This is a genomic window from Sphingobacteriales bacterium (assembly GCA_016700115.1).
GTDB lineage: Bacteria > Bacteroidota > Bacteroidia > Chitinophagales > UBA2359 > UBA2359.
The window spans coordinates 1,903,036-1,916,823 of the sequence record CP064999.1 but is presented as its reverse complement, the minus strand read 5'-3'; the positions used below and the strand labels follow the sequence as shown (position 1 = coordinate 1,916,823).

Here is a 13,788-nt window from a genome sequence, read left to right as displayed (position 1 = left end):
GTCTTGATAAATATCCGTTCAAATCACGTTAGACTGCCATAATTTGGTTTTGTAAACAGCATACCCCTTGAAAACCTATTCATTTACCACGAGGCTTACTTGTCCGGCTTCTGTGCCACTCCATTGAACTGTAATTTGGTGAGTCCCCTGACCTGTCAGAATAGCACCGCCGGTTACTGTCCATAAATAGCTGACATTAGGGTAAAAGGTTGCCGTATAAATTTGAGTTCCGGCAGGCAGACAAATATCAGTCGAACCGGAGATGATGGGATACAGGTAGTTGCCGGTGGTAAATTCAACAGAATTGCTGAATGCGCCGGTCTGAGCTATACAAACAGCTTGAATTTGTATTTCGTACTGAGTACAGGGACTAAGGTTGTTTAAAACCGTGGTCGTCATGTTTTCAGGAATTATCAGGTTCGACCAGGTTGCTTCTCCGACCGGTTGATATTGAAGATTATATTGTACGGCATTTTCGACAGATTGCCAGTTTACTTGTACCGAAGTTGGACTCAAATCTGTGATGTTCAGGTTTTGAGGACTCATACACGGAAGTTGAATGGTAATTCCATCTGAAGAGGACATGCTGAAAAGTCCGGCTCCGTTGACAGCCCGGATGTTGATGAAACAGGTCTGTCCATCCATAAGGTCAAGCCCGGATTGGGTAAAATTAGTAGCCATCCCATTGAACGTCCAATCGAGCAGGTCGGTTGATCCGGGAATACTGCCAATGGCATAGAAATAGCCTGTAATGTCTGAATGACTATCCACAGTTGAAGTCCAATTGGCTGAAAGTTGGGTTGCAGAATCGGTAAAATCGGAATCTGCTCCGCTTCCATCATTAACCATAACAGGAATTGGAGGAGTAAAATCAATATTGACCAATGTTGAACTTTCATTCGACCAGCCATTGAGGTCTCTAATGATAGAAGTTATTTTACCTGCCTCCTGATTGGAGTTTGGATTTTGTTGATTCAACGCATCGGACGGGGCATTTCCAACACTGACTACCACTGAATTGTCAGGCCTCGAACAAAAAACCTGCAAGAAATCGTAAAACGCTGTGCAATTTCCTGTTCGCAACGAAACATAGCTACCTGAAATGTACGGAGATGGATCAGTCCAGCTACTTACAAGGGTATTGTTGACATAAGCGTTGATAACTCCGGTAAGGGGATTATAGGTGATTTTGAAATCATACCAGATGTTCGGATCAATGACCACATCGTTATCGGTCTGCAAACTCCAGACATCATTATTGACACGGTAAATCTGAGCTTTGTCGTTATCGGCTCTGAAATACACAAAATAGGAATTGCCGAGATTTGCTCCATTGGCATCGGAACCGAAGAAATGAATTCCGGCCCGGCGGTTATTGCCGCTCCCTCCTATTCTCCCCCTCCAGTGATAAAGCCAGGTTTTCCCTGAAGTTTGAGTTAAAGCAGTATAAATTTTAGTATTGCCGTTGGCTTCATCAGTTTGCTGAATACTGCCTGAGCCGGTGTTCATGCTCCAGATTCCTGCAGCAGGAGTCCAATCGGGGTGAATAACAGATTGGTTAAAATCGTCTTTCAACTGTCCTGCCAATGGGTTTCCTCTCCATTCATTACCGTTAAGGCCAGTTGCATTGTAAAATCGCTCAGTTATTGGGGTTTCGCAAGGGTTTAAGTCGGTAAAGGTGGCTGTAAAATCATCGGTTTGCCAGAGAGAAGCCGGTATATTGACTTCGGTAATCAACATACAGTTTATCTGACAAGTCCAGTTGGCAGCCCAGCCGCTTTGATAAACGCTGCCGTCCGAAGTAAAACGGATAGTTAGTGCACCTCCTGATGAAGTGATAGTGCCGGGGGATGTAGTTCCCGAATAGCTGCCAATGAGTGGTGCTGCCACCGAACTGCCATCATAAATATTCAGGAAATCGTACCCGGCTTCGGTGTCAAACTGAGAAAAAACAAGGGTAACCGTTGCTGCATTTTCAGGGGCTATGGTATATGTCCAGTTTTCATTATGCGCATAATTTGCTATCTGCCCACCAGAATCTAAAAAGGTCCCTTCACATTGGTTATTAACATAGCTGCCTGTACTTGTGGTTGTAGTACCAATATCGGACGAAACAAACGAAGAACCGGCATACCCTGAATAATCCATCCCGCAATCGGCTCTAACCCGCCATTGGTAAACCGATCCGGCAATCAAACCTGAAACTGACAGAGAAGGGATGCCGGTTGAATAGGTCATCCACAAATTGTCTAAATCCCTTTTTATATCCACTTCATAACCCGTTGCTTCATCAACAGGACTCCAGCTAAGTTGTGCATTTAAAGCAAAAGCGTTAGCGAGCAGACCGGTAGGCGGAGGGCAGCCGGGTGGGGTAACTGAGGCGGTGTAAGTAGCTGCCCAACCAGGTGCTGTGGTGCTGCAATCGGAACGAAATTCCAGATACACCGCACCGGTGTAGGCTGTAATAATTACGGGTGAAGTTCCGGAATACACTCCAATCAATGCGTTGTTTGGACTGTTTCCATCATAAATCCATAAGTAATCCCAGCCGTTTTCTAAGCTGTATGTGGTAAAGTTAAGGGTGATGGAAGTTGCACCGGATGGTTGAATCAGGTAGGTCAAGCGTTCTTCGTTCCCATAATTGCCCGAAGGTCCGCCCGAATCATAAACCGTTCCGGTCAATGAGGTGTAAAGAGTGGGGGGTGGCAGGTCATTCAGGAGTTGATAATACCGGTACCAGTTCCATTGCGGGCCGGGGTCTGTATGGGTGTTTTCGATATAGTGCTGATGTCCCTTGATTTTGTAACAGGTATGGCTCAATGGCATTAACCCATCAGTTGGCGGTCCGTCGTAAGTTTGTAGTTTGTTGATGCCCAGGTCATCGCTGATAAACCTGCTGACCATTGCCGAACTTTGGTAAAGGGCATTGGTGTACCAGGTTGTGCCTTGTTCTATCCATCCTTCATGTTCAATGCCTACTGCAAAGGAATTTTGAGAACCCACATGCCAGGCTCTGTTGCGGTGGCAGACCATTTGGGTTACCTGTCCATCAAAAGAACGGATTACGTAATGGGCAGACACACTGGCCGAGGGATTTTGAAACCATGAAATACATCCTGCATAAGAGCCTTGAACGGTATGGACAGCAATGGTATAAGGCGTTATGGAGTAGCTGCTGTAATTGGCACTGTTGGCAGGATTCCATAAGGCATTGGAATATTCGGCCGGACCGGAGGGCATCGTGCAGTTGCTACCTGACCATCCGGCTGTTTCGGGCACATCGGGTGTTGTAGATAGGTTGGATTTTTGTAATCCTGAATAACCGGTCTTCATCTCTCCGCTTAGATCTAAGAAAGGAGCACAGACCAAACGATACATTGCTTCACCTAACACATGCCTGATATTCACCCTGTCCGAATCAATGCCGTATTGCTCCCTGAAATTGGGTTCATTGAAGAAATACAGCACTGAGTATAAAAATGAATTTAATGCGAAGTCTGTCCGATAGGTTTCGGGTGAATAGGGTAATTCGCTCAAGGCAATCAACGCAAAAATCTGTGCCGGTATGTCGTTAATTTTTTCTGTTTTTTTAAGTTGCATCACCTTGTCAAAAGCGGCTGCATAAGCCAGAATACTGAATCGGGGAGTTTGGCAGATTTGCCGGATTTCTGTTCCGGAAAGTTTGGACACAACCGCTAAATTATTTCTGAAATAGCCTTTACCATCTGCCACCAAACCCATAACCCCATACACTTGCGGCATATCCATACAACCCGGCTGCATGGATTGCGGTACAATATGGTTCATACGGGTATTGGTATATGCTACTGCCTCTAAAATACCTTTTGGCAGGTCAGGGTAAAACTGATAGGCTTCTTTGAAATAACCGGAGTACAGATGAGGGTATTCCTTTGCTGAAAGCTGTAAACAAGGTTGTAAACAGGCTGTTATACCCAAAAGCAATATCAGTATCAATTTTCGCTTCATTGGCGATATAAATTGCTGAAACATAGCTAAATCCAACAAATATAAGCCTGAAAACGGAAAACCCGAATGTTTTAAACTTACCAAAAACCTTTGTCCGTTCGTTTTGAAAATCTTTTAAGCCGGTTTTTATTTTGAACGGCTACTCATGGTATTAGTGTAAACTCATCGGCATCCATATAAGCCGGAAATTGTTGGCGAAACTGATGCAGGTCTGTTAATGAAATGGAATGGGTATATACTGCAACCGATTCGGGTAATGTCTGTATTTCTTCGCCCTTGAAATTTATCAATGCGCTGTTTCCGCTGTGGTAAATTCCCGATCCATCGGTACCTATCCGGTTTACTCCGGCTACGTAAGCCAGATTTTCAATGGCGCGCGCTCTCAATAACTGCTGCCAGGGGTAATTTCTAACCTGTGGCCAGTTGGCTACATAAATAAGCAAGTCGTATGGCTGTTGTGGGGTTTGGCGGCTCCAAACCGGAAATCTCAAATCGTAGCATACCAAAGGCAGGATTCGCCATCCTTTCAACTCGGGCATTATTTTTTTGATTCCGGCCGTATAAACGATCTCTTCACCTCCCAGTATGAACAGGTGGCGTTTGTCGTAAAAGTAAATATGGCCGTTGGGCTGTACCCATACCAATCTGTTAAAATAACGGTTGTTTTCGGCGATTACCAGACTTCCGGCAATCACAAAGTTGTTTTGCCGTGCTTTTTCTGTCATCCATTGCAAGGTTGGGCCGTCCATGCTTTCGGCAACAGACGTAGGATTCATGGTAAAACCGGTGGTAAACATTTCGGGCAATATAACAAGATCGGAGGTAACACCATCGAGCAATTGGTCATAAACCAACCTGTTAGCTGCGTTGTTTTCCCAGATAATATCAGACTGAACCAATGTTATTTGAAGCGTATCTGAAGTCATATAGTCGTATTAAAAAGGTTTAAACTTTCAACAATTTTTCGGCTGCCTGTTCGAGCGTTTCATTTTTTTTGGCAAAACAAAACCGCAAAACTCTCTGAGTAGCTTGTTCGGGTTTGCTGTAAAACACAGAAACCGGAATTGCAGCAACACCATTTTCTTTGGTCAGTCTGACCGCAAAATCGGTGTCTTTTTCGTCTGAAATGGCATCGTAGTGCAGCAATTGAAAATAAGAACCGGAAGCCGGAACATAGCTAAACCGGCTGCCGCTAAGAAGCTGAAGGAAATAATCGCGTTTTTGACGATAAAATTCAGACAGGCTGAGATAATGTTCGGGGGTTTGCAAATAATCTGCCAATGCATACTGAAAAGGAGTATTCACCGAAAATACAATAAACTGGTGCGATTTTCGGAATTCGCGGGTCAGATAATCGGGCGCAATGGCATATCCTATTTTCCAACCGGTGTTGTGAAATGTTTTTCCAAATGAAAATACCACCACACTCCTCTCCCTGAGTTCGGGATAGAGCAGCATGCTTTCATGGCGCAATCCGTCAAATATGACATGCTCATAAACCTCATCGCTGAGCAAAACAATATCCGTTCCGGTAACCAAACGCTGAAGTTCCTGCAAGTCGGAAGCATCGAGGACAGATCCGGTAGGATTATGGGGAGAGTTGAGCAGGATCATGCGGGTGCGGCTGCTGATCATCTTTTTGACTAAGTCCCAGGGAATCCGGTAGTTGTTTTCCTGTAACGGAATATGGACAGGAATTGCCCCGCAAAGCCTGATGGCAGGTACATAACAATCATAACAAGGTTCAAAAACCATCACCTCATCTCCCTCATTGACCAAAGCCGTAATTGCTGTATAGATGGCTTGAGTGCCTCCTGCGGTGATGGTGATGTCTGTTTCCGGATTTGGATAAAAATGATAAAGTTTGTCTGTTTTTTGCGCTATCTGTTCCCGTAAACCGGGTAAACCGGCCATTGGAGCATATTGGTTATATCCTTTTTTCAGGTAAAAGCTGACCAAATCTGTCAGATCGGACGGGCAGTCAAAATCGGGAAAACCTTGTGAAAGATTGATAGCACCATGCTCATTGGCAAGCGCAGACATGACTGTAAAAATGGTCGTCCCAATATTTGGCAGTTTTGACCTGACCCCTACCCTGTAATTTGACATAAATCAACAAAAATACAATAGATGAACGAGTTTTTAAACCCAATAAGGCTTGGCAGTATTTCAATAATCTGTTTAACTTTGTAGGGCATTTAAACCCAGAGCCGTTTCCGGTTGCTTTTTCGGCCACAAAGTACTACTTTCTGACCGATGTAATGAAAATTACACTTAAAATATTTTTTGTTTTTAACCCTGCTTCAAAAGAAAATCTGCCATGAAATCCCTCCTCCTTTCTTCATTGGTTTTGATTCTTTTTTGTGTTCTGCTCACTATATCTTCTGCCGCTACCGGTTTTGCACAAAACACAGACCGAAAAACCACAGATTCGCCCCTTTCAAAGACAGTATTGCAAAAAATGGATTCTGTCAAAACTGCTGCAAAGCACAAACTCCAACATTTACAAAATGAGTTGAAAGGCATGGATGTTGAAGTGGAAGAAGGCAACTTGGTTGTGGACGGCAAATCTATTGACTTTGTTTCTCCGATGAGTGATGTTATTTCGGGAATTGAGCAATGCGCCAAAGCTTTGGGCTGGAAAGAGGGTTCGTTAGACCCACTCAGGGAGCAGGTTAAGGAAGTCCCCCAAATGATGAAAGATGGCCTCGACTTTCTCAGAGATTCAGACTGGGGATTAGAAACCCCGCCACAGGATAACACAAAACCAAACCATACTTCCAAATTAAAATAACAGTTTGCTGTCAAACTATTTAGTTTCTTTTCTACTCACACCAAATCCTTTATACATTATGTTGCAAGCAAGTACGTTAGAATTTTTGCGTTTGCTCAAGTTAAATAACAACCGCGAATGGTTCAATGCAAATAAACCTGCTTATGAACAAGCCAAGGAAGACGTTGAACAATTTGTCGCCAAGCTGATTCCCAGGTTGGCAAAATTTGATCCGTCTGTTGGTCAGCTCAAAGCCAAAGATTGCCTGTTCAGAATTTACAGAGACGTGCGGTTTTCGCCCAACAAAGAGCCATACAAAACCAATATGGGAGCATGTATCACCGGAGGTGGTAAAAAATCAATGGATTGTGGGTATTACCTTCATATTGAACCGGAAGATCAAATCTTTTTAGGCGGAGGCTCTTATGTGCCGCCTTCCCCACAATTAAAAATGATTCGTCAGGAAATTGATTACCATACTCCCGAGTTTTTAGCCATCCTTCAACATCCCGACTTTGTCAAACAATTTGGGCAATTAGACGATTACAAACTCAAAACCGCCCCTAAAGGTTATCCCAAAGATCATCCCTACCTCCACTTACTGCAATATACAAGCTATGTGGCATCGAGAATGTTTACCAATGCTCAGATAACTCAGCCTGACTTTTTAGACCAAATCGAAGCCTCCTGTAAGGCATTAAAACCTTTGAACGATTTTTTAAACAGAGCAATGAAAGCATAAAAAGCACCTTATTTCAAGCCACAGTCTGACTATACCATTGTAATATCCCGTCAATACGGAGTACAAATAATCAGATTTGTGTTCAAAATTCACTATGATCAGGTTTCCATCATAAGTGCCGGCTAATTTTACAAACATATATGACCTCCTAATGTAACTGATTAAATCGGCTTCGTCATTATTCAGACATCTGACCATCCTGAATTAGGAAGGTGATTAAATTAATCAAACCCGAAAATGATCTATACGCTTCCGTTTATTGCGGCTTTTATTGGTTGGTTGACCAATTGGATAGCCGTCAAAATGTTGTTTCACCCTAAAGAAAAAGTAAAATTTTTGTTCTTTGAGTTTCAGGGGGTTTTTCCTAAAAGAAAACTGCTGCTTGCCGAACGCTTAGGGAGTATTGTGTCGAAAGAGTTGATTTCTTTTGATGAGATTAAATCAAAACTGACTGATCCTCATACTTTGGTGGATGTAAAAGATGCGGTTAACAACAAGTTGGATGAGTTTTTATGGATTAAATTCCCGACTTTGTACCCAATGATCTCAATTTTTGTTACCGAAAAAATCAAACATCAGTTTAAAATAAACGCCATGGCCGAAATAGATGAAGTAGTGCCGCGGCTAATTGATGCTTATATTTCCAAAGCCGAAAAAAATCTGAACATCGAAAAAATTGTTTACGACAAAGTTGCTAATTTTTCAAACGACAAATTAGAATCTATTTTGTTTAATATTTTGTCAAAAGAGTTCAAGTTTATTGAGTTTGTGGGGGGCGTTCTTGGGTTCCTCATAGGACTGGTTCAACTCTTGCTCACGCATTTCTCTGTTTAAGAATACCCAAACAACGGTCTTGTTTGGTACGATTTTGTGAAACTGTCATTCTTTCAAATCATGGTAACCCGAAAACAAATCACACAGTGGCTGACTGAGGGCGAGGGTCCGTATCAGGATTTTAAACAATACATCACCTCTCCACCCAAAATAGCCCGTGCCATTGTTGCTTTTGCCAATAGCAGAGGCGGCAGGTTTTTGGTAGGGGTTGGCGACAAGGGGCATGTTGTCGGAGTTGACCCTGACGGCGAAATATATTTTCTGGAACAAGCAGCCTCCCAATATTGTAATCCTCCTATAGAAATTTCTTATGACGATATTGAAATCAATGGTAAAACCCTGTTGATTGCGTATGTTGAGGAAAGCTCTCAAAAACCTCATTACGCCATTGACAAAAACGGACAACAGCAAATCTATGTGCGAATTGCCGATAAATGCGTAACTCCCTCTCCTCTGATTATCGAAGCGTTAATGAGCGGCGAATTGAACGGACTCAAAAGGAGCAGTCTGTACGAACAGCGAAAAACAGAACTGCGTCAATACCTGACAGAAAATCCGAGCATTACTCCGGCAGATTATGCCCAGTTTTGGAACACTTCTGAGCGAAACGCCCGCCGTTCTTTGCTCGATTTTATGTTTGATGGGGTTGTTATTCTGCAAAACGACAATGCGTTTGTTGCCGCAGATTAACTTTGCCCGAAAAAAACCCCGTTCCATTGTCCAACTCAAAGAGCGTGTCTCATAAAAGCCGGTAACCCTATTTTCACTACCGGTTCTGGTCAAGGGCATTTTTAGCCCGGAAATATACTTTTTTTACCACTGCATTATATCATAGTCCCCCTGCATTGCTTGATTGCACCCCTGCAATGAATTGTTGTGCCTTTGTAATAAATCAATGAATCCCCGCAAAGGCTTCATGCACCCCTGCTATGGGTTACTGCATCCCTACATTGACTTAATGTGCCCCTGCAATGACTTTAAGCACCTCTGCAAAGACATCATTCACCCCTGCATTAGGTTAATGCAGGGGTACATTGACTCAAATTGCCCCTGCATTGACTTAATGCACCTCTGCAATGACTGAATGTGCCCCTGCAATGAGTCATTGTCAACCCTTTCCTTAACTACTTTGCTTCTTTTTATTCCGTCATGCCTTAAATTAGAGTAACTCCATTTTAAGATAAGACATTGTTAGGTTTTTGTTGTAATTTTAACCTATCAACCCCTAATGCCGGCTTTACCATGATTGTTGCCCGAGATCTGAGAACCAAATTATTTTCCGGACTATTGTTGCTCTTGCTTATATCTCCCCGAGCATCAGGGCAGCAAAATCGTCAGATGAATCACCCGGCAACATGTCTGACCGATTCTGTTCATCAACTTCTTCTTCATTCTGATGGCCAATACGCCAAAAATGTCCGCCAATCTGAAGATGAAATTTACAGGATTTTGACGAAACAGAGAACAACACCTACTCCCAATTCCTATCGCAGCAATGCCGGCAACTGCAACCCTGACCAGGAATCCTGGAGCATACCGGTTGTTGTTCATATAGTACATAGAACCGGTATTCCGGTTGGCACTGCCGAAAACCTGACGGATTCGCAGATTACCGATGTAATTGAACTGACCAATAATTTATATGCCCATACCGGCGGGGCTACTTTTCCCAACCCATTTAGCGGAACAGACGTGGGAATACAACTATGCCTTGCCGCACGCGACGAATCGGGAAATCCAACCGGTGGCATTGTCCGGCACGAAAGCAACAGTTTAAGTACAAACAATTTCACCACTTATAATACTCAGAATGCCCTGTACTGGAATACCACGCAATATCTGAATATTTATATCGTCTATGATATTACCGGAGCTACTGCATCGGGGTACAGCAGCTTAGCCTCTGCCCATGGTCAAACCTACGATGGAGTTGTTATAAAATATGACAGTTGGTGGGAAAAACTGCTGGCACACGAAACGGGGCACTATTATAACCTCTATCACACGTTTGAAGGGGGATGCCCCAACAACAACTGTCTGACAGATGGCGACCGTGTTTGCGATACTCCCCCCAAAGGAGTTGCGGGTGGTACATTCTTCCCAACCTGCTCCCCTTCCAACTCATGCCCTTCAACAGATGATGACGATACGAGTGTCAATAACCCGTTCAGACCGGTTGCTTTAGGAGGTTTGGGCAATCAAAACGACTCTAACGAGAACTATATGGACTACTCCGGCGGGTGTTGGGCAGCTTTTACCCAAGCCCAGCGCTCCCGTATGAGAGCCTCCCTGAACAGCATCAGAAGCAGCTTACTCAATACAGAAACCTGTATGCCGTTTGCCAGTGATAATGCCGGTATTCAAAACATTGTATTTCCTGTCTCCTGGGTTTGCAACACTACCTTTGCTCCCGTTGTTACTTTGGTCAATGCCGGAACCAATTCCCTTACTTCTGCCACCATTTCCGTCGAAACAAACGAGGTCCTTCAATACATTTTCCCATGGACAGGCAGTCTTCTCCCCGGTGCTGCGCTCGATATTATTCTTCCTGAAATTACAGTACCTGCCGGAGAGCATACGCTAACAGTTTATACCCAGCAACCCAATGGCAATACTGATGCTTACCCGGCTAATGACGAAAAATGTATGCAGTTTGCCTATCAGTCTCCGATTACAGACCTACCTTTTTGCAACGATTTGGAAAATGGGGTTTTGCCTGAAACCTGGCAATATCAGAATCAGGACGGACAGGTTACATTTGATGCCTTATTGTTGAATAACTGTGCTCAAAACGGCAATTATGTATTGCGCTATAATAGCTTTGGATACAATATCGGCAACAACGGTACGACCGACCGTTTTCTCCTTCCTCCGGTGGATCTCGGTAGCTATGAGTCTGCGCTTCTATCGTTTGACCGTGCATACATACAAACTTTTGCCAACCTGATTACCACCCTTACCGTCGAAGTTTCAACCGACTGTGGTCTGACATATACTACGGTTTATCAGGCAGCAGAATCTGCATTAGCCTCTGTAGCCGGAACAGAAACTACCTCGTGGCAACCTTCGGGATGCAGTCAATGGGCGGCTCAAAACATAGACCTTACTCCCTATACCGGTCAAATAGCTGTAATACGGTTTGGCGTTACGCTTTCGGGGGTTTATGGACAAAATCTGTATTTAGACAATATCTGTATTACCGGTGTGCCTGCCTGCCCTCCCCCGCCGCCCACTATTTCCCCGCTATCTGCTCAAATCTGCTCAGGTGGTTCGTCTTTACTGACGGCATCGGCCATTCCCTCCGGGTTTGACCAATACAACTACCGTTGGTTCCTGAACGGCAACTTGCTGGTTGGCGCTGTTCAGCAAACATATACCGCCACAGAGCCCGGAAATTACACTGTGCAACTGTTCAGTGAAACATGCCCTGAAGTTATTTCAGCAACAACGGTACTTAGTCTGTATCAAAACGGTGTTTTGCCATATTCCAATACTTTTTCAGCAGGCACCGGCACCGGAAATTTCACCGTTCAAAATCCCAATCAGGGCAGTATCGGATGGGCTTCAGGAAGCAGTTCCTGTAATGGCGTTTCAGCCCTGTTTGCAAACTTTAATCAAAACTTCACCGGTCAGGAAGATTATCTGGTGTCTCCTTTGTTCAACTTGTCAAACTTTGCTTCCATTACTCTTGGCTTCGATATTGCTTATGCCGCATACAGTCCCGTTCAGTTTGATGCCTTGCGGGTAGAAGTTTCGACAAATTGCGGACAATCCTTTACCACCGTTTATTCAAAATCGGGCAGTACCTTAGCCACCTCTCCCAACTTAACGACTTCCTTTACCCCTGCCAACTGCTCCTATTGGAGGTCAGAAACCGTTGACCTCAGCAGTTTCAACAGTGCGGAAGTAATCTTTCGCTTTGTGAACGTAAACGGAAACGGAAACAATCTGTATCTGGACAATATCTCCCTGAACGGCACTTTGCCCTGCACCATTCCCCCCGCACCCGTTGTTTCCCCTGCAACAGCACAGATATGTGCCGGAGGTTCGGCATTGCTGACTGCATCTGCCATTCCTTCCGGGTTTGAACAGTTTGGCTACCGTTGGCTGCTGAACGGCAACCTGCTCAACGGCGCTACGCAACAAACCTATACCGCTACAATTCCGGGAAATTATACCGTGCAACTTTTTAGTGAAAATTGCCCGCCCGTCAGTTCGGACATTTCCTCTTTAAGTCAATATCAGGCAGCCGGTCTGCCCTATTCCAATAATTTTTCAGGAGGCATCAACTCCGGAAATTTTACCGTTCAAAACCCTGATCCCGGCAGTATGGAATGGGCTTCAGGAAGTACTTTCTGCCATGGAATTTCAGCCATGTTTGCCAATTTTAACCAAAACGATACCGGACAGGAAGATTATCTGGTATCCCCTCTGTATAATCTGTCTGCATACACCGCTCTTTCGCTCAGCTTCGATATAGCTTACGCCGCATACAGTTCGGTTCAATTCGATGCACTGCGGGTAGAGGTCTCGACCAATTGCGGACAAACTTTTACTTCTGTCTATTCAAAATCGGGAAGTACCCTGGCAACTGCCCCTAACTCAACGACTGCCTTTATTCCTGCCAACTGTTCCCTTTGGAGAACCGAAACCATTGACCTCAGCAGTTACGCAGGTTCGCAAATATTGCTGCGTTTTGTCAACCTCAACGGAAACGGCAACAACCTGTATTTGGATAATATCTCTCTAAATGGTGTTTTTTCTAATAACGGCACTCGTGCTTATGCTCGTTTATGGTTGGAGGGTCCTTACAATTCTGCCAATATCAGCATGTTCACCCAATTATCTGAAAACGGATGGATACCCAACCTTCAGCCCTTTAACCGGTGGCCCTGGTGGTATGCCGGAACAGAACAAACTCTTTCCATACCTGCCAACACAGTAGATTGGATACTCCTCGAAGCCCTCGATATTTCCTATAACATTGTTGCAAGACGGGCAGCCTTGCTCAGAAATGATGGTTATATCATTGAAACAGATGGTACTGAAGGGGCTTTGTTTACTCAGGGAGTAGTGAGCGGAAATGCCTACCGCCTTCGGGTAGTTCACCGCAACCATATCAGCGTAGTCAGTGCTGCTTTGGCTTCGTTGCCCAATACCGGTAGCCCCTATCCGTTTACTTTGCCCGCATTTGTAGTTGGTGGACAACATCAGTTAACCCTGACCCCAAACCTGACCTTTGCGCTCCGGTGTGCAGATGCACATCCCAACGGCATCATCAATTATATGGATTATGCCCCGGTTTTTCAGTTTTGGGGAGGTGTAAACGGTTATTATGACGGCGACTTCAATTTAGATGGTCAGGTAAACATAACAGACTTCAACCTCTATCGCCAAAATGCAGGAGCAATAGGAGTTTGGCAGGTTCGTTATTAGGTAAACAGCCTCGTTT

8 protein-coding genes are annotated in these 13,788 nt (G+C 44.3%); 5 read left to right on the top strand and 3 right to left on the bottom strand.

Annotated elements, in window-relative coordinates:
- Positions 1-75: 75 nt before the first annotated feature.
- The 3 genes from IPM47_06805 to IPM47_06795 form a co-directional block, all read right to left on the bottom strand.
- Positions 76-3,987 (bottom strand): fibronectin type III domain-containing protein, encoded by a 3,912-nt coding sequence (locus IPM47_06805; GenBank protein QQS30634.1) that lies wholly within the window; start codon positions 3,985-3,987, stop codon positions 76-78.
- 143 nt (positions 3,988-4,130) lie between these two features.
- Entirely contained in the window at positions 4,131-4,913 is a 783-nt protein-coding gene (locus IPM47_06800; GenBank protein QQS30633.1) for an amidohydrolase, read from the bottom strand.
- Positions 4,914-4,932: 19 nt separating this feature from the next.
- Entirely contained in the window at positions 4,933-6,096 is a 1,164-nt protein-coding gene (locus tag IPM47_06795; protein QQS30632.1) for an aminotransferase class I/II-fold pyridoxal phosphate-dependent enzyme, read from the bottom strand.
- A gap of 211 nt (positions 6,097-6,307) precedes the next feature.
- Between IPM47_06795 and IPM47_06790 the strand changes: the two genes are divergently transcribed.
- The 5 genes from IPM47_06790 (at position 6,308) to IPM47_06770 (ending at position 13,772) form a co-directional block, all read left to right on the top strand.
- Positions 6,308-6,781 (top strand): hypothetical protein, encoded by a 474-nt coding sequence (locus IPM47_06790; GenBank protein ID QQS30631.1) that lies wholly within the window; start codon positions 6,308-6,310, stop codon positions 6,779-6,781.
- A 58-nt stretch (positions 6,782-6,839) separates the two neighbouring features.
- Positions 6,840-7,502, top strand: coding sequence for a DUF2461 domain-containing protein (locus IPM47_06785; GenBank protein QQS30630.1), 663 nt, complete (start codon positions 6,840-6,842; stop codon positions 7,500-7,502).
- Between the two features lie 237 nt (positions 7,503-7,739).
- Positions 7,740-8,336, top strand: coding sequence for a DUF445 family protein (locus IPM47_06780; GenBank protein ID QQS30629.1), 597 nt, complete (start codon positions 7,740-7,742; stop codon positions 8,334-8,336).
- 60 nt (positions 8,337-8,396) lie between these two features.
- Positions 8,397-9,026, top strand: a complete 630-nt coding sequence (locus tag IPM47_06775) for an ATP-binding protein (GenBank protein QQS30628.1) — start codon at positions 8,397-8,399, stop codon at positions 9,024-9,026.
- Between the two features lie 648 nt (positions 9,027-9,674).
- Positions 9,675-13,772, top strand: coding sequence for a choice-of-anchor J domain-containing protein (locus IPM47_06770; protein QQS30627.1), 4,098 nt, complete (start codon positions 9,675-9,677; stop codon positions 13,770-13,772).
- Positions 13,773-13,788: the final 16 nt, after the last annotated feature.

Excerpts from the sequence above, each read along its gene's own strand:
- IPM47_06805 (QQS30634.1), bottom strand. The coding sequence starts at position 3,987 with ATGAAGCGAAAATTGATACTGATATTGCTTTTGGGTATAACAGCCTGT.
- IPM47_06800 (QQS30633.1), bottom strand. The coding sequence starts at position 4,913 with ATGACTTCAGATACGCTTCAAATAACATTGGTTCAGTCTGATATTATC.
- IPM47_06795 (QQS30632.1), bottom strand. The coding sequence starts at position 6,096 with ATGTCAAATTACAGGGTAGGGGTCAGGTCAAAACTGCCAAATATTGGG.
- IPM47_06790 (QQS30631.1), top strand. The coding sequence starts at position 6,308 with ATGAAATCCCTCCTCCTTTCTTCATTGGTTTTGATTCTTTTTTGTGTT.
- IPM47_06785 (QQS30630.1), top strand. The coding sequence starts at position 6,840 with ATGTTGCAAGCAAGTACGTTAGAATTTTTGCGTTTGCTCAAGTTAAAT.
- IPM47_06780 (QQS30629.1), top strand. The coding sequence starts at position 7,740 with ATGATCTATACGCTTCCGTTTATTGCGGCTTTTATTGGTTGGTTGACC.
- IPM47_06775 (QQS30628.1), top strand. The coding sequence starts at position 8,397 with ATGGTAACCCGAAAACAAATCACACAGTGGCTGACTGAGGGCGAGGGT.
- IPM47_06770 (QQS30627.1), top strand. The coding sequence starts at position 9,675 with ATGAATCACCCGGCAACATGTCTGACCGATTCTGTTCATCAACTTCTT.